The organism is Magnetococcales bacterium (genome assembly GCA_015232395.1).
Classification (GTDB): Bacteria; Pseudomonadota; Magnetococcia; order Magnetococcales; family JADFZT01; genus JADFZT01.
Genome location: JADFZT010000083.1, coordinates 1 through 16,824, shown reverse-complemented (window position 1 = coordinate 16,824; position 16,824 = coordinate 1). Strand labels below are relative to the sequence as shown.

The 16,824-nt window shown below is 60.0% G+C and carries 14 protein-coding genes; all 14 read left to right on the top strand.

Annotated elements, in window-relative coordinates:
- On the top strand, positions 1-186 hold a 186-nt coding region (locus HQL52_17175), incomplete at its 5' end, for a cation transporter (GenBank protein ID MBF0371184.1).
- A gap of 526 nt (positions 187-712) precedes the next feature.
- The gene (locus tag HQL52_17170) at positions 713-1,309 is read left to right on the top strand and encodes a hypothetical protein (protein MBF0371183.1); all 597 of its coding nucleotides are present in this window, start codon (positions 713-715) and stop codon (positions 1,307-1,309) included.
- A gap of 47 nt (positions 1,310-1,356) precedes the next feature.
- Positions 1,357-1,821 (top strand): magnetochrome domain-containing protein, encoded by a 465-nt coding sequence (locus HQL52_17165; protein MBF0371182.1) that lies wholly within the window; start codon positions 1,357-1,359, stop codon positions 1,819-1,821.
- A gap of 22 nt (positions 1,822-1,843) precedes the next feature.
- Positions 1,844-7,783, top strand: coding sequence for a hypothetical protein (locus HQL52_17160; GenBank protein ID MBF0371181.1), 5,940 nt, complete (start codon positions 1,844-1,846; stop codon positions 7,781-7,783).
- Between the two features lie 110 nt (positions 7,784-7,893).
- Positions 7,894-9,219: a hypothetical protein gene (locus tag HQL52_17155; GenBank protein ID MBF0371180.1), complete on the top strand. Its 1,326-nt coding sequence runs from the start codon at positions 7,894-7,896 to the stop codon at positions 9,217-9,219.
- Positions 9,220-9,438: 219 nt separating this feature from the next.
- Positions 9,439-10,653, top strand: coding sequence for a type II secretion system inner membrane protein GspF (gene gspF / locus HQL52_17150; GenBank protein MBF0371179.1), 1,215 nt, complete (start codon positions 9,439-9,441; stop codon positions 10,651-10,653).
- A 45-nt stretch (positions 10,654-10,698) separates the two neighbouring features.
- Positions 10,699-11,139, top strand: a complete 441-nt coding sequence (gene gspG, locus HQL52_17145) for a type II secretion system major pseudopilin GspG (protein MBF0371178.1) — start codon at positions 10,699-10,701, stop codon at positions 11,137-11,139.
- An 82-nt stretch (positions 11,140-11,221) separates the two neighbouring features.
- On the top strand, positions 11,222-11,833 hold the full coding sequence (gene gspH, locus HQL52_17140) for a type II secretion system minor pseudopilin GspH (GenBank protein MBF0371177.1): 612 nt from the start codon (positions 11,222-11,224) through the stop codon (positions 11,831-11,833).
- 5 nt (positions 11,834-11,838) lie between these two features.
- On the top strand, positions 11,839-12,249 hold the full coding sequence (gene gspI / locus HQL52_17135; protein ID MBF0371176.1) for a type II secretion system minor pseudopilin GspI: 411 nt from the start codon (positions 11,839-11,841) through the stop codon (positions 12,247-12,249).
- 34 nt (positions 12,250-12,283) lie between these two features.
- Positions 12,284-12,967 (top strand): type II secretion system minor pseudopilin GspJ, encoded by a 684-nt coding sequence (gspJ, locus tag HQL52_17130; GenBank protein MBF0371175.1) that lies wholly within the window; start codon positions 12,284-12,286, stop codon positions 12,965-12,967.
- A gap of 50 nt (positions 12,968-13,017) precedes the next feature.
- The gene (gene gspK / locus HQL52_17125) at positions 13,018-13,995 is read left to right on the top strand and encodes a type II secretion system minor pseudopilin GspK (GenBank protein MBF0371174.1); all 978 of its coding nucleotides are present in this window, start codon (positions 13,018-13,020) and stop codon (positions 13,993-13,995) included.
- Between the two features lies 1 nt (position 13,996).
- Positions 13,997-15,238: a type II secretion system protein GspL gene (gene gspL, locus HQL52_17120; GenBank protein MBF0371173.1), complete on the top strand. Its 1,242-nt coding sequence runs from the start codon at positions 13,997-13,999 to the stop codon at positions 15,236-15,238.
- The gene (locus HQL52_17115) at positions 15,235-15,762 is read left to right on the top strand and encodes a type II secretion system protein M (protein MBF0371172.1); all 528 of its coding nucleotides are present in this window, start codon (positions 15,235-15,237) and stop codon (positions 15,760-15,762) included. The genes gspL and HQL52_17115 overlap by 4 nt, the downstream gene beginning before the upstream one ends.
- The gene (locus HQL52_17110) at positions 15,759-16,529 is read left to right on the top strand and encodes a type II secretion system protein N (protein MBF0371171.1); all 771 of its coding nucleotides are present in this window, start codon (positions 15,759-15,761) and stop codon (positions 16,527-16,529) included. Before HQL52_17115 ends, HQL52_17110 begins: the two co-directional genes overlap by 4 nt.
- Positions 16,530-16,824 lie beyond the last annotated feature (295 nt).

The window sequence follows — 16,824 nt, the reverse complement described above, 5'->3', positions numbered from 1 at the left end:
TCCTATCTCAGGGCCAGATCCACGGGTGAAGAGTTGCAGGTGGAGGTGAGCGTGGAGGTGGATGAAAACCTCAAGGTTTATGAAGGTGACCTTATCGTCGAATTTTTGCAGAAGAAAATTATCGATGAGATGGAGCATGTTGGTGGGGTACAGGTCTTTTTGAACCCGGTGAATGCTGAGGTTTGAGTGGGGGCTCCGGGGTTTTTGATCCAGAAGAGGGCTGTTTAAAACTGTCCCTCCGGAAAAAGCCGAATACCTGTTTTCGTTTTGACCGTCACGCCTTCCCAAGGGGGCGTTCGGGGGAGTGCGCACAAAGGCTCGGGAACAGCCATTTTTTCTGGCAATGGCTGAAAGTTCAGCGTGTTAATGTCTGTTTCAGCTGAGACATATCTCTTCCTGGATGTCCGTTTTTCCGGGAACGATAACCATAAAAGCGGGGCGCTTTTGAGAGGTGGTTTGAGCTGATTTTGATCGGAATCACTACAAAAGCAATCGGTTTGCGCCCGGAACATGGTGATGGCGGGCGTGTTGGATTACACTTTGCTTGATGGATGGGTTGGCTGGCGATCTTCGCGGGATCATGCCTTGCACCGGCCAGGAGCCATTGGCTGGAAGGGCCGTTGGGGGATGGTTTGATCGTTCGGGAACCTTTTTTGGAAAGCGAGTAGTCTGTTCGGGGTCTGGATACCGGGCTCTTGGCAGGGGGAGTGTTATGAAAATCGAAGAGTGGATCGGGATGCTGGCCGCCATCTTTCTGGTGGGGGTTGTGGTGGTCGCGCTGCTGCCGAGCAGTCTGTTCAACATGGGCTTTCAGCCTGACTCTCCGGCCATGCAGGCAGGCCCTGTGGGATCAGTCACCTGGGCAGGTCCGGGGACAGCCACCGCCGTGCCGGTAGCGGCCCAAACCCCAGCTTCCATGGCGGCCCAACAACGCCGTTTCGATGCCCGGCAAAAACGCATCACCAAAGCCCAGCCCGGCCTCATGCCCTTTGAGCAAGCTCCCCGGGTCCGGTTTGCCGGACGCATTCAGCAAATTTCCGAAATGCCCCGCCGGGATGGTCAGATTCACATCTGGTTGAACGACGCCACCACCGGCCAGGAGCGGCACATTTCCGTTTCGCCGAAATGGTTTTTGGACTACCAAAAATGCACCCTTTTCCACGATATGGACATTAGCGGGGTGGGGTTTCAGTTTGATGGCAAGAGTCGCAACGGCATCATCTACGCCAAAAAGATCGTCGCCCAGGGAACACCCTGTCAGTTGCGCAACGATGAGGGTTTTGCCCTCTGGTCCAACCAGCTTCGGTAGCGGTTATGGCCTCCCCCATCAAACCCAATAAGGGAAAGGGTCCGTTTTTGGGAGCCCTTCTCCTGCTCGCGGTGGTGGGCCTGGGGCTGTTTGCCAACAGCCAATCCGGTGGCAAGCTGCTGAAAAAGTGGGTTCCGGAAAAACTGAACCGGCCCATGCAGGGAGAAATTTTCGGCTCCATGCCAGCCCCCACCGAGCCCAGCATCAAAGAGCCGATGGTGGATATGGTGGCACCGAAAAAAACCCGCAAGATGGTGGTGCGGCGCATTCCCGTCATCAAGCCGGGCCAAAAAATGCCCCACGGCTATTGGGGCCCCTGCACCAAGTGTCATCTTTTCACCGGGGGAGCACCACCCGGGAGTCAGCCCATCACCCCCGTGGGCAAGATGTGGGAAAAAGCCTCCAGTATCAAAAAAGTAGGGCCACCCATCCTGCCCGACTCCACCCGGCACCACCCCCCTTCGGGGCGCTGTATCAAATGTCACGACATTGTGGTCGAAGTTCCTATCTAGCGGATCTAGCGGAGAGAGCCGTATGTTTGACTGGCTGATGTACCTCTTCAATCACGAGATCATGGTGCTTTTGTTCGTCGCCCTGATTTTGGCTCTGGGCCTTCGGGAACGGATTATCCTCCGGCGTCATCACCTGGATTTTTTGGAGAGACACCTGGAGGAGGCCTTTTCCCAGGTGCGCATTTCGTCGGAAAATGCCGACGATTTTGCCGGGCGTTTTGAGGAGATCGACGCCAATTTGAGCGACAACCCCCTCTTGGGATCGGTCTGGACCTCCTATCGCCAAACCCTGATACATGCCCCAGAGGATGCCCGGGTGATGGGCAGCCGCAAGCCGGATGAATTTTTTAATTTTACCAATTTGATTGAGCGCAACCTGGATGTGAACCACCTGCGGGGGGTTCCGACCCACTTGGTGGGCTTAGGTTTTATTCTGACTGTTTTGGGCCTGATGGGGACCTTCAACCCGGCCACAGCCACCCTCACGGCGGCTTTTCCCTGGGGAGCGGAAGCGCTGCTCACGGGGTTTTACGGCTCGGTCGCCTTTAAGTTTACCTGTTTGGTGGCGGGCATCTTTACCGCCATCCACTACGCCTTGGGCGCTCGCCTGGGGCTGCGGCGTCTGGAGCGTCTGGCCGGGGGATTTTGCCGGATTCTCGATGAGCGGGTGGTGCGTATCACCGGGGCTCAGATCGCCAACCAGCAAGTCACTGAAATTCGCAAACAAAATCGTCACCTGGAAGCCTTGACTGAGCGTCTCGGGGGCATTTCCGTTCTGCCCGTCGGGGGGGCTGAAGGGGCTGGAGAAGAGGCAGGAGAAAAGAGTGGGACCAGGGTTGGGGCAGAGGGCGCTCTTCCTGCTTTGGCGCCCATGCCGCTCAACCTGGAACCCCTCATCGAGGGGATGCGTGAAAATTGGCAGGAGCTGGCCAGCCTGAACCAATCCGCCCTCAACGAACTGCGCCAGGAGCTGCTGACCGGCCTCCAGAGTCAATCCGATGTCGAGGTTTCCCTGCTTTCCCGCATTGTCGAAGCCATCGAACACCCCTCTCCCCAGATTCCATCCGATGTCGAAGCCTCTCTGCTGACCCGCATCGCCGAAGCCGTCGAGCAGCCTGCTCAAAGCCAATCCCAATCCCAGACCCTGAATCTGGATCCCCTGCTGAAGGTGATTCAGGAGGAGGGGATACGCCAAAGTCAGGAGGGGGAAGCCCAGCTGGCGCGGCTTTTGGGGGGATTGTCCGGGCGTTTGCAGGAGGCTGTCGGGCGAGAGGTGGAGGTGTTGCAGGGGCTTTCCACCCGTCTGGATCAAGCCCTGTCCGCTCCTCGGGAGGATACGGAACTTTTGCGGCGCATCGCAGCCGGGGTGGGTCAGACCCCCATGGTCCAGGTGGAGAGTGGCGCTGGTGGCGAGGCGGCAGCGGTTTCGTTGGAGCCTCTGATCGTTGCCATTCGGGATGAAGGGGAGCGGTTTGCCCGGCATGGGGAAGCGCTCCTTGAGCGGTTGCTTGAGGGGGTCTCCCGGCGTTTGGAAGCGGGTAGCCGGGACGAGCTGGAAATTCTCCAGGGCATCTCTACCAAGCTCGATCTGACCCTGGGGCAGCCTCGGGGAGAGACCGAACTTTTACAGCGCATTTTCGAGCGCCTCGACCAGGGACTCACCCAGCTGGAGAGCTCCTCTGTTGAGGGGGATGATTCCACTGTTCAGGGGGCGAACGCTTTGGTGGATGGCTCTCTGGTGGAAACCCTGGAAACCGGTTTTTCCCGGGTGGTGGCGGCCCAGGATGAGGCGATCACCCGCTCCTTCGGGGGGCTGACTGACGCTGTGCGGGAGTTGGGGGTTGAGGGGGAGGGGATTCTCCAGCAGCTGACCCAGCGGTTGGATGATCGGATGGTGGTTTTGGGGAGAGAGGATGCCTCGGTTGCCGGGGATCCCGTGGCAGGTGCAGCGGGAGCAGGTCTGGCAGCAGGGGAAGGGGCTCTCACAGTGAGTGAGGGGGCTTTCCAGCCGGTGGTGGTGGCGGTCAAAGAGGCGGCGGGGGAGCTGATCCGGGCTCAGGAGGTTGTTTTTAGAGAGGCTTTGCGGGATGCGGCTCTTTCTACCGGTGGGAGTGGTGGTTCTGAAACGGAACAGGGGCAGACCCTGCTGTTGAGAATTTCCACCCAGCTGGATGATATTTTGGCAGCCCAGGAAAATGCCACCCCCTCGGAAGAGGCCCTGACCCCCCTGATGGCGGCGGTGGAGGCGGCAGGGGAGGCCCTGGTGAAGAGCCAGGAAAAAGCCCTGCGTGATAATCTGCAAGCGGTGACCGATACCTTGAAAAGCGGCGTGGGTGAAGAAGTCGCGCTGCTGGAAAAAATATCCCGACAGCTGGCCACCACGGTCACCCTCCAGGAGCAAACCGGGGAGGGGACGGGTCAGATCTCCCTGGAGCCTCTGCTGGAGGCGGTTCGGGAAGCCGGGGAAGAAGCGTCCCGGGGCCATGGGGAGTCGATCCGGGCCGCACTCACCCAGGTGGCGGTGGAGATGAAGGAGCGCCTGGGCGAGGTGGCGGCAGTGGCTCGGGATCCCAGACCGGTTCGGGAGATTCAACCGCTTCCGTCAGAGGACAGTTCCGGGTTTTTGCAACTTTTGGAAGAGTGGGAAGCCACCCTGGAAGATGCCCTGGAGCGGGTATCGGACAAGCTGGATCAGGTGTCGGCTGTCTTGGGATCGCGGCTGGCTGGGCTGCCGGAGCCGGTGGTGTGGCAGGGGGGTGATGGTGAGCCACAGGCGGTTGGAGAGCGTGGAATCCAGGCGGTTGAGGAGAGTGGTCGTGGTACCCAGGCCGTTGGGGAGCGTGAGATTCAGACTGTGGTGGAAGCCAGTCAGTCGATTTCCGGTGATGTGGCCCAGCTGACCCGGTCGTTGACGGATCGGGATGGGGAGCTGCTGGCAGCCAGTCAGTCGATTTCCGGTGATGTGGAGCGGTTGACCCGGTCGTTGACGGATCGGGATGGGGAGCTGCTGGCAGCCAGTCAGTCGATTTCCGGTGATGTGGAGCGGTTGACCCGGTCGTTGACGGATCGGGATGGGGAGCTGGTGGAAGCTTTGGCGGCTCTGGCCCATGAAGTGAAGCTGGGCCGGGAGTCGGAAATGGTGCTCCTGGGGAAAATTTCGGCGCAACTCGCCCTGCATGTGCCGGTGACCGATGAGGTGGGTGAAGAGCGTGGCAGTGTGACCCTGGAACCCCTCCTGGATGCGGTCCGGGAAGCGGGGGAGGCGGCCTCCCGGGGGCATGGGCAGGCGATTGAGACAGCCTTGAGGCAGGTGGTGACGGAGATGCGCAGCCAGCTGGCTGGCGGCGGGGGTTCCCAGCCATTGGTACAGCTGCTGGAAGAGCGGGAGAATACCCTGGAAAAGGTGCTGGGCCGGGTTTCGGAAACCCTGGCGGAGGTATCGGCGGCGATGGTGGAGGGGAGATCCTCTGCTGCGGCTTCTCCGGTGGCGCCTGCTGCCGAAGACGATGCAGGCCTCTCGGAACAGACCGGGCAGGAGATGATCCGGCAGATGGCCCAACAGCAGGCCGCCCTGGAGCAGGCGTTGGCCTCGGTGGCACAAGAGGTCCAACGCAGCCGTGAGGGGGAGATGGCGCTTTTGGGGCAAATTTCCGCCCAGCTGGCCACCTCTGTTCCGGTTTCGGATGCGCGCGGGGAGAGTCAGGGGGCCATTACCCTGGAGCCTTTGCTGGAAGCGGTCAGACAGGCGGGTGAAGCGGCCTCTCAAGGTCATGGGGAGTCGATTCGATCCGCCTTGGAGCAGGTGGCGATCGATATCCGAGAGAGTCTGGCTGACAGGCAGGAGCGGGCGTCGGTTGGCCAAGCGCCAGCGGCTGGGACGGATGATGGGATGCAGGCGGGTGCGGCGGCTTTGGAGCGGGTGGCTGATCAGCTGGGTCGCTCTTTGACCGCTCTGGAGGATCAGATTGTCACCCTGCCCACCCTGGAGTCCCATCTGGATGGTTTGCGCCAGGAGGCTGGACGGCTGTTGCAGGGGCATGAATCCGCCTTGGTGGAAGCCCTGGGCAGCGTCACCCGGGAGGTGCAGGGGGTGATGAGCGAGGAGATTGCCCTTCTGGACCGGATTTCCAAGCGTTTGGCTGCCGCTCTACCGGTGGTTGGAAGCGCCATGGAAGCCCAGACCCAGGCGGGGGGCGTTGATGCAGGAACCCCTGAGGCCAAAAGCGGTTGGAGCGGCAACGGCCTCATTCCCCTGGAGCCCCTTCTGGAGGCGGCTCGGATGGGGGTGCAGGAGATGGCCCAGAGCCATGAAGCGGCTCTGCGTCGCGCCTTGGCGGATGTGGCCGGGGAGCTGGGTGGGGCCTCTTCGGAGGTGGCCGAACGTCTGGACCGGGCGGCGGGGGAGATTTCCACCGCTCTGGAAGCCGGCAGTAGCCGATGGCTACAGCCTAAGCCCGATAGCAGCCCCGGGGTGATGGTGGATGGGCCGGGGATGATGGTGGATGAGCTGCTGCACAATCTTCAGCAGGAGATGGCCCGCCTGGTGGCTGGCCAGGAAACGGGATTGCGGCAAGTGGCTGGTGAATTGGCAGAAAAATTGCAGCAAGCTCTGCAAAAGAGCGTCTCCGAACAGGCCGACCTTCTGCGCACGATCTCCCGGCAGCTGGACGCCTCTCTGGAGATTATCGAAAGCCGGGAAGGGGCGGCGGCTCTGGCCAACCTGGCGGTCCGGGTGGGGGAAGAGACGCCGGATGGCCAAAAAGCCGATGATGCCGGACTCTCCGGCTTTCAGGAAAAAGCCCTGGAGCGGCTGTTGCGGGTGGTTTCCAACCAACTGCGTGCCCCCTTGGGTGGCGAGACCGAAAGCCTGCGGACAACAGTCAGGAATCTCACTCAGGTCATCCAGGAAGGAGCCCCCCTGTCAGACCCACGGGTGGCCCAGGGGTTGGTTGGGCTGGGGGATCAGATCGGACGGCTGGAAGAGCTGTTTGGTTATCAAGCCCAGGAGCTGCGGGCGTTGGATGAGCCCTTCATGCTGCTGGCGGAATTTTTGGAAGGCAACATGGCGGATCTGGAGCGGGTCTACGGCCTGATGCTCCAGGTGGATGGTAAATTATCCCGGGATCCCCTGGCACCACCGGTCAAGCGCAGTAGCAAGCCGGTGATGACCCTGGTGCAGGATCCCCGGGAACCCAACCAGCAGCCGGTGACACCCTTTCCAACACCTTCTCCCAAGCCGAAGCCGGTGGAGGAGGAGAGTGATATATCCCATGAGGGGCGTCTGCCTGAAGAGCCCCCGACCCGGCATTTAGAGCCATCGCCGGTGGGTGAGCATCCCTCTACCCCCCAGGAGCCTTCTTCTGTTCCTGGCGAGGCGGCTCCAGAGGGAGGGGATTTTTCCGGGGAGCAAGCCCCCCCAGAGCCATTCATGGCATCAGAACTGCCCGGCACCGATCTGGCGGATTCCTTTGCCAGGCCCAAGCCTCCGGCTCCCAAGCCCCAGGCGCCTTTTATAAGGCCGGGTGAAAAAAGGCCAGACTCCTCTGGGGAAGGGGAGGCAGAGATTTCACAAGCTGTTGCCAAGGGTACGGGGCACGGGTTTCTTCCACCGGTGGACGGGGAAGGAGGCTGGCAGCTCGGGCCAGCTGTAGAATTTGAACAGGCCACCCGAGGTTTTGGCGAAGTGTTGGAGCGGTTTCTCACCCGGCGTCAAGCCATTCCGGGAAGAGAGGTCGCCAAACAGGGGCGTTCAGGGAAAAAGAGCCGGGGGGCGGAAAAATCATCGGCCCTGGCCACCCGGAACCCAAACGAGGTTCCAGATGAGACAAATCCCTATCTTGATGAACAGGTGGATCCGGCAGGTATCCTGCCAGGCACCGGGGAGAAGGTAAAACGGCAGTGGCCCACAGGCCCCAAGCGGGATCTGGGGGAGCTGTTGGAGGGTTTTAAACAGAAGAGATAGCCGGAGCTGATTCCTGACGATCCACCGGCTATCCACTCTTGAGTTTTCGATCAAGACCAGGTGCCGGGGCAAACTCTCCGGTCACCATACCGGGCAAGGGGCCGCAAACGGTGAACAGAGGATTTTCGGTATTTGTGATCGAACTGGTGATCAGCCTGCTGCTGCTGGTGATCGTTTTGTTCGTTGGGGCCTACTTCAGCGACCGGGTGGAGAGCGTTGCAGGGTTGGGCCAGGTCACCCGGAGCGGCGCGCCACCAGTCCCCGGGGGGATGCCTGGGATCTCTACATCGGCCACGCTGCCGGTATCCCCAGGGGATGCCAGCCAGGTTCGCCAAACCCTCACCAACTTGATCGCCCAGCGCAGGGAGCTGACCGCCAAGCTCGAAGGGGTCCAGGCCACCTTTGATCGTCTGTGCCTGGATCATGTCGGCATTTTGGCGACAGATGCGTCAACAGACCCCGTTTCAGCCGCTGACAATCAAGACAGCCATCAACAGACCGTCGATCCGGTGGTAGAGGAGTTGGGCATTGAAATCACCGACCTGACCCGTCAAATCGGCCTACAGGACGAACAGATCGATCTGCTCAATCAGCGCAACCAGGATCTGGAAGCGATGATTGCCGAAGAGCAGAGCAGCTTTGCAGGGGCACCGGATGCCCTGCCGGTGATGGATGAGCCAGCTCTGGTGATCGAACCTCCGGTGGCCCAGGTAGAAGTCATTGAACCCACGATTTTGGATGAGCCGGTCGTGGATGAGCCGGTTGGGGCCACGGTCACGGCGATCCCGGCCATCACCGCCCCCATCCTGCCGGAACTCCAACCCGAACAGATCGTCCCCGCCGTGGTGGAAGCGCCTGTTGTGGCGACCCAATCCCCCGGTGCAGCAAGCCCCCAGGGCAACACCAGCGCCGATGCATTGGCTGTCAGGGAGTCGCTGCTTGGGGCCTTGCACAGCAAGCTCGGCGACCTCGGGGTGGATGTGCGTGCCGATGCGAAGGAAGGGGTGCTCTACCTGCCCAATCAATTTCGCTTCAAAAGTGCCTCCAATCAACTGGGTGACTACGAAAAGCAGGTCTTAAGTCACCTGGGTGAGGTGTTCATCAGTAAGCTGCCCTGCTATGCCGGGCGGATCACCCCGGGAGGCTCGGAGTGTGAAGGGGGGGCGAGCACCACCCGCCTGGATGCCGTGATCATCGAAGGCCACTCCAGCCAGGCCCCGGTGGGCTCCAGCCGCTTCCGGGCCAACTGGAATCTGGCCACCCAACGGGGAATCGGGGCCTTCTACGCCCTGATGGAAGTACGTCCCGAACTGACCATCCTCAAAAACGACCGGCAGCAGACCCTGTTTCAGGTGGCTGGCCGGCTGGTGGACCGCAAGGATACCGCCAAGCGTCCCAAGGGCGCTGCCATCCGCTTGGTGATGACCGGGCCTTGATGGCTGGTCAACAAGGGTGGACCCGCAGGGCCGCTCCCGGGCGTCAGGAATGTAGCGCTGTAAAAGGATGGTTGAATGATTTGGATCGGGGGGCTTTCGGGCCTCCCGTTTCTGTTTTTGGCGGCTTGGAAAGGGCTTTTTTTTCCGGGATCCTTTGTGGTTTGTTGGTAGGATAAAGGATTAAGGTAAACTTTCAGAGGGGATGGCGGGACATTACGGATGGGTGCATTCGAATATACAGCCCTGGATGCCGAGGGAGGCAAACGCAAGGGCGTGATGGAAGGGGATACCCCCCGGGAAGTCCGTGCCCAACTGCGAGAGCAGGGGTTGGCCCCTATCGCCGTCATCTCCGTGCGCCAATCCGACAAAGGCACCTCAAAACCCCTCTTCCAAACCCGAGGTGTGGGCACCGCCGAACTGACCCTGGCCACCCGACAACTGGCCACCCTGGTTGCCGCCGGACTGCCCCTGGAAGAAGCCCTGGCCGCCGTCAGCCGCCAAACCAATAAAAAACGCCTGGCCAACGTGCTCCGGGCAGTGCGCGCCAAAGTGCTGGAAGGCCACGCCCTGGCGGTGGCGTTTGCCGAGTTTCCCCATATTTTTTCCAGCCTCTTTCGAGAAACCGTCGCCGCCGGTGAACAGTCGGGTAAACTCGATGGCGTGCTGGAGCGGCTGGCGGATTATCTGGAAAACAGCCAAAAGCTGCGCCAAAGTGTCATGCTCGCCATGCTCTATCCCCTGATCGTACTGGTGTTTGCCCTGCTGGTGAGTGCAGCCTTGCTCACCTTTGTGGTGCCTGAAGTGGTTGCGGTGTTCGAAGATTTTGATCAGGAACTGCCGTGGCTGACCCAAATGTTGATCGCAGCCAGTGATCTCCTGCGCAACCATGGCGGGACGATCATGATCGGGCTGGGGAGTATTTTTTTGACCGGGCGGGTCTTGTTGCGGCAAAAAAAAATCCGCTGGATGGTGCATCGGCTGCTTCTAATGACCCCCCTGGTCAATCGCCTGGAGCGGGGGCTCAACTCCGCCCGCTTTGTGCGTACCTTCGGGGTGCTGACCGCCAGTGGCGTGCCGGTTTTGGAAGGGCTCAAGGTGGCCAGCCGAGTGGTGGAAAATCTCCCCATGCGCGGGGCTGTGGAGCATGCTGCCAGCAAGGTGCGCGAAGGGGGAGGGCTCTCTCCGGCGCTTTCGGCCAGCAATCTTTTTTCGCCCCTTGTGGTACACTTGATCGCCAGTGGCGAAACCAGTGGCAATCTGGCCGGCATGCTGGAGCGGGCCGCCCAAGCCCAGGAGCGGGAAGTGGAGAGCCTGGTGGCTACCCTGTCGGCACTCTTCGAACCCTTGATGATATTGTTGATGGGGGGCTTGGTGCTCACCATTGTGGTGGCGGTGTTGCTGCCGGTTTTTGACCTGAACCAATTAATCCAATAACCGATCTCCCCGATTCCGGGGCGATCAGATGAGGAAACAGCCGTTATGAATGTCAGCCGTATCCAGAGGGAAGGGGGATTCACCCTCATTGAAATCATGGTGGTGGTGGTGATTCTCGCCGTGCTCGCCACCCTGGTCGTCCCCCGGGTGATGGATCGCCCCGCCCAGGCCCGTATCGTCAAGGCCAAACAGGATATCCGCACCATCGAAGGCGCCCTGGATCTCTACAAGCTGGATAATTTTGTCCACCCCACCACCGACCAGGGGCTGGAAGCCCTGGTGAAAAAGCCCGAAAACGACCCGGAACCCCCCAACTGGAACGCCAGCGGCTATCTCCCCCGGGTGCCTCAAGATCCCTGGAGCCGGGAATATCTCTACCTGAATCCCGGCCAGCACGGCGCCATGGATATCTACACCCTGGGTGCCGACGGCATCGAAGGGGGTGAGGGCAACAACGCCGATATCGGTAACTGGAATCTGGAGTAGGTCTGAAAGCCTGGAGAGGCCAGGGTTTTTCAGCCTCTCCAAGCGCCTTCCCATCCAGCCGGATTCCCCTTGGAACCATCCTATGAGACGCAGCACCTCTCTCCAGAGGCATGTGCCCGCCTCCCGTTCTTGTCACCGGAGGGCTCGTTTTCCTTTTCAGCCTCGTCGCCTGACTATTTCGCCCTCTCTCAATCCAACTCGCCAGGGCGGCTTTACCCTGCTTGAACTCCTGGTGGTACTCTTTATCGTCGGGATCGTCATCAGCATGGGGGCGCTCTCTGTGGGCACTTCCGGGCCTGAGCGTCTGCTGCATCAGGAGGTGCGCCGCTTGCAGGCGTTGATCACCCTGGCTGGGGAGGAGGCGATGTTCAACTTTGGGGAGTATGGCCTGGAATTGACCCGGACGGGGTATGGCTTTCGGCTGTTTGATGCCTCCGGCCACTGGGGAGCGGTGAGTGACGGTTCTCTGATGAAGGATCGTACCCTGGTGGCGGATGCCCGTTTTTATCTGACGGTGGAGGGGGAAAAGGTGACACTGGAGAAAAAAAAGCAGGGTACCCCCCAGCTCTTTTTTTATTCCAGCGGGGAGTGGACCCCTTTTGAATTGGAAATTCGTCGGGAGGGGGAGGTTCTCTATACCCTGAAGGGCAATGCGGCGGGTGGCTTGAAGCGAGAGGGGGAGGCGCAGGAGTGAGGCTTTTGAGGCGTTCCCGCTCCCATGAGGGTCATCCTGCTGGAAGCCCTTGCCGCTCTTCAGGGGGCTTTACGCTGTTTGAGGTGTTGGCGGCGTTGGCGGTGTTGGCGGTGGGGTTTGCGGCGATGATTCGGGGGAGCGGCGTCCAGGCCAAAAATGCGATTTATCTCAGGGATCGCACCCTGGCCCACTGGGTGGCGATGAATCAGGTCGCCGAGCGGCAGATCCGGCGGGATTGGTCTGATCCGGATCTCTTCAAGGGGGAGGAGGAGATGGCCGGTCGCACCTGGCACTGGACGGTGGTGGTCTCCTCCACACCGGAAAGCACCATGCGGCGTCTGGATGTGGAGGTGAGAGCCGAACGGGATGATCCGACTCCTCTCTCCCGGTTGGAGGCCTATCTTGCCCAACCTTGATCGTGGTTTTTGCCGGAGGGTGGCGGGGAGTGTGGTGCCAAGAGTACCTCGTGTGGTTGGGGAGCGTTATCCTTCCGGCACCCCCCCGACCAGCACTCCCCCGACCGGCAGCCCCCCGATTTGTGCTGCTGGTTTTACCTTGATTGAATTGATCGTGGCTCTGGCGGTTTTTGCGGTGCTTTCGACCATGGCCTATGGGGGATTGTCGGCGCTGTTGCGGGTGGAGGAGCGGGTTTCCTTCCAGGCGGAATCCCTCTCCCGGTTGCAGGTGGCCTTTGCCTTCATGGAGCGGGATGTGGAGCAGATGGTGGGGCGGGGGATCAAGGATGAGGATGGTTTGCAGCGTTCGGCTTTGGTGGGTGGCGAGGGGGCGGAGTGGTTGTTGGAGTTGACCAGGCAGGGCTGGCCCAACCCCAGAAAGGTGCGTCGGAGTGGTTTGCAGCGGGTGGCTTATCGGCTGGAAGAGGAAAAACTGGAGCGTCACTATTGGTGGACGTTGGATCGGGCACCGGATGCGGCCAAGGAGTCGGCGCTGCTGTTGGAGGGGGTGAAGCGGGCTGAAATTCGCTTTTTGGATGGTTCCCTCAACTGGCATGAATTCTGGCCGCCGGTAGAAGCGGAAGAGGCCAATGATCTCCCCAGGGGGGTGGAAGTGGTGTTGGAGGTGGATGGTTGGGGCGAAATTCGTCGTCTGTTCAGAGTGGCCAGCGGCAATTAATCTTGAACTTGAATCAGCGTGATCAACGGACATTATTCTTGAATCTGAACTTGAACTCGATTTTCCTCAAAAACCAACAAGGTGTCGCCCTCCTGACGGCGCTGCTGGTGGTCTCTCTGGCCACCATCACCGTGGTGGGCATGGTCACCAAACAGCGGGTGGCCATACGTCGCTCCGCCAATTTTTTCAGCCACGACCAATCCTATCTCATGGCTTTGGGGGGGGAATCCTGGGCCAGGGGGGTTTTGTCCCGGGATGGCTCGGAGAGCACCATTGACGGTCTGTCGGAGGATTGGGCCCAAGAGCTGCCCCCCATGCCGGTGACCGGGGGGGAGGTTTCCGGTCGTATCGAGGATCTTCAAGGGCGTTTCAACCTCAACAATCTCATCAAGGATGGCAAAGTCAGTGAAAAGGATCTGGCCCTGTTCAAGCGCCTTTTGACCACCCTGGAGCTGGATAGCTCTTTGGCGGACGTGGTGGTGGATTGGTTGGATGCCGACCAGGATATGACCGAACCCGGCGGTTTGGAGGAGCTTTTTTATCTGGGTCTCTCTTCCCCCATTCGCCCCGGGGATCAACCCCTGAAAAGTGTCACTGAATTGCGTTTGATGGAAGGGATGTCGGTGTTGGTGGATGTGGTGGAGGAGGAGAGCGGGACTGGGGAGCAGGAGACGATCTATGATAGACTGACCCCTTTGGTCACGGTTTTGCCGGAATGGACGGCCATTAATATCAATACCGCCCCCCAAGAGCTGCTCATGGCCCTGGGGGAGGAGATCACCAGGGGGGATGCGGAGTCTCTGGTGTCGAGCCGCGAAATGGAGGAATTTGCGTCGGTGAGTGATTTTATCGCCAACGAAGCCCTTGCAGGGCGCACCCTGGAAGAGGATCTACTCGCGGTGAGCAGCAGCTATTTTGGGGTTCAGGGGGATGTCCGGATAGGCGATGGCCATCTGCGCCTCAAAAGCCTGATTCATCGGGACAGCGACAAAACCAAGGTTCTCAGCCGCGAGCAGGGGAGGCTTTAGGGTGGCTTCTCCGGTTTTTCTGTTTTTGCCCCGGGCCGGTGGTGAGCACTTCACCCTGGTGGATCCGGAGCGGGGTGCGGGCAACCGCGTCAGCCTGGAGCCCATGGGGGCGTTGGATCGCAAGGCTGTTGCCATCAAGGGCCGCAAGGTGGTGGCGGTGGCCCCCGGCACGGATCTGCTGTTGACCCGGGTGCGCATGCCCAAAACCAGCCGCGCCAACCTGGAAAAAGCGGTCCCCTTTCAGCTGGAGGAGCAGCTGGCAAGCCCGGTGGAAAAGCTCCATTTTGCGGTTGAAAATCGCTCTTCAGATGGCTTTTGGCCGGTGGCGGTGGTGGCCCGGGAGCTGCTGTCCGGTTGGATGACCCTGTTAAAACAGGCTGGCATCCATCCCGATGTGATGGCCTGTGAACCCTTGCTTGTCCCCTTTGAAATCGGCTCCTGGAGCGTGATGGTCACCCCGGAAATGGCCCTGGTGCGCACGGGAGAGCGGGAAGGGTTTGCGGCGGATCCCCAAAATCTGGAAGCCCTGCTCAAGCTGGCCCTGACCGGGGAGAGTCGCCCCACCCACGGCGCCATCCGGGTGGTCAACCATACCGGCGGCGATTTGGCGCTGCCCGATTTTACCGATACCGATATTTCCCTCACCCTGGAGGAGGGGGTCGGAGATTTTTGGGAGCGGTTGGCCAAGGGTTATTCTCCTGGCGGGGGCATCAATCTTCTCCAGGGGCTTTTCAGTCCTTCCCGCCAGTGGCAGGAGGTGTGGCGGCCTTTTCGTTTGACACTGATTCTGCTGCTGGGCTGGCTGCTGCTCCGGGGGGGGGTGGCTGTGGTGGACAACCAGCAGCTGGCCCAACGCATCGCTACTCTGGATGAGCGGATCAAAACCATTTTTCTCACCACTTTTCCCGATGCCAAACGGGTGGTCAACGCCAAGGTGCAGATGAATCAGCGCCTGGCCGAGCTGCGCAAGGGGGGGCAGGAGGGGGGGAATGGTGGTGATTTTCTCTCCTTGCTGGAGGGGCTCGGTCCTTTGATCGGGGATGTCTCCGGGGCCACCCCCTATCGCCTGCGCTATAACAAGGGCGAGATGGATCTCCACCTGCGTATTCCCGACCTGGACAAGCTCGACCGACTGAAGGGCAAGCTCAATCAGGTTCAGGGAATGCGTGTTGAAATTCAATCCGCTTCCCAAGGGGAGGAGGGGGTGGAGAGCCACCTGCGCATCCGGGGAGGTGGCTCATGAACCTGGAAATGGTCCAGCAATATTTGAGCGCCCTCTCCCAGCGGGAACGCCTGGTGCTGATCGGGGGCGGGCTTGCTCTGCTGCTTTTGGGAATGGTGTTTTTGTGGTGGCTGCCCATGCTCGATGAAATCGAAGTACGGGAGGTCATTCTGGCTGATCGGTTGGAGACCATCCAGTGGATGGAGCAGTCGGCCAAGGAGGTCAAACGCCTGGAAAAATCGGTCGGAAAGGGCGATAAAAAAGGCCAAAAAAAGAAAAAATCCAAGGAGGGCTCTCTGCTTACCATCGCCAACAAAACCGCCCGCAACGGCGGTTTGGGAGAGGTGCTCAAACGGGTGGAGCCCAAGGGCAAAAATCAGGTCCGCCTCTGGTTTGAGGAGGCCCCCTTCGACAAAATTCATGCTTGGCTTTTAATCCTGAGGGATGAGTATGGCATTGTCGTATCCAGCATCAATATCGATCTGGAGGATAGCCCGGGCCAGGTACGGGCCAGGTTGGTGTTGAGCCGCACGGGGGCAGAATGAAAAGCCGGGGATATCTTCTTCTGGCGCTCTTCGCCTACGGCTATTTTCTGCTCAGCCAGTGGCCCGCCCGATACGCCTTTGAGTTGATCGAGACACAAGTGGCTCCCCTTGAGCTACAGGGAATCAACGGTTCCATCTGGTCCGGTGAGGCGGCCTCAGCCACTTGGGAAGGGTGGCGGATTGAGAGGCTCACCTGGCAATTTGCGCCTCTGGGGCTTTTGCTGGGGCAAGCTGGGTTTGATTTTCAGTTTGGTATCGATGGGCAAAAACCAACTGGATCCGGCTGGGTGGGGTTTGGGGGGTTGGATGGCCTGAAACTCACCGGAGTGACGGCGGATCTGGCTTTGGACAAAACCATCCGCCAGTTACAGCTGGATCTGCCGGCGGGCATCAGCGGGGAGATGAGCCTCACCCTGGAAGAGGTGGCGCTGGCTGAGGCCGGGATTGAAACCCTGACCGGTCAGGCCCTTCTCCACGATGTCTCCGTAGGCCCCCCCCTCAATCGCAAGCTGGGCCAATACCGGATGGATGCCCTGACCCGGGGGGAGGGGATGGATGTGGTGATCCGGGATCTGGACAGCGATATTCTGGCGGATCTGACGTTGCGTTTGGAGTGGAGTGGCCGCTATCGCCTGGATGGCACCCTCACTCCCCGGGATATGTCTGACCGGGGCTTGAAAAATTTACTGAAAGTGTTGGGGCGTCCGGGTAAGGATCAGGGGGTTGTGTTGAAACTGTCGGGCATGTTTCCGGGCTGGGAAGAGTGAATTTTGGTCGAAATGATGGGGAGCATTCAATAGACTGACTGAGTCGGCCAGGGTTTGTTCTGGCGTTTGGAGCTGTTTTATTTTTATACTATGCCTTTCTGATGTCCCGCCTTTTTGATGTCCCGCCATTTTTTCAACAGCTCATCATTTTAACCTTGAAATGCCCACTCTCCACTTGGCTTTTTCAGTGGCAGACAGGCGCACTTGATCGCTATGGGTGCAGGGACACGTCAAGCTCCAAGGCATCCTCTTGAAAATATTGACGTTTCAATCAAATCCATAATCGGAGTCAAGA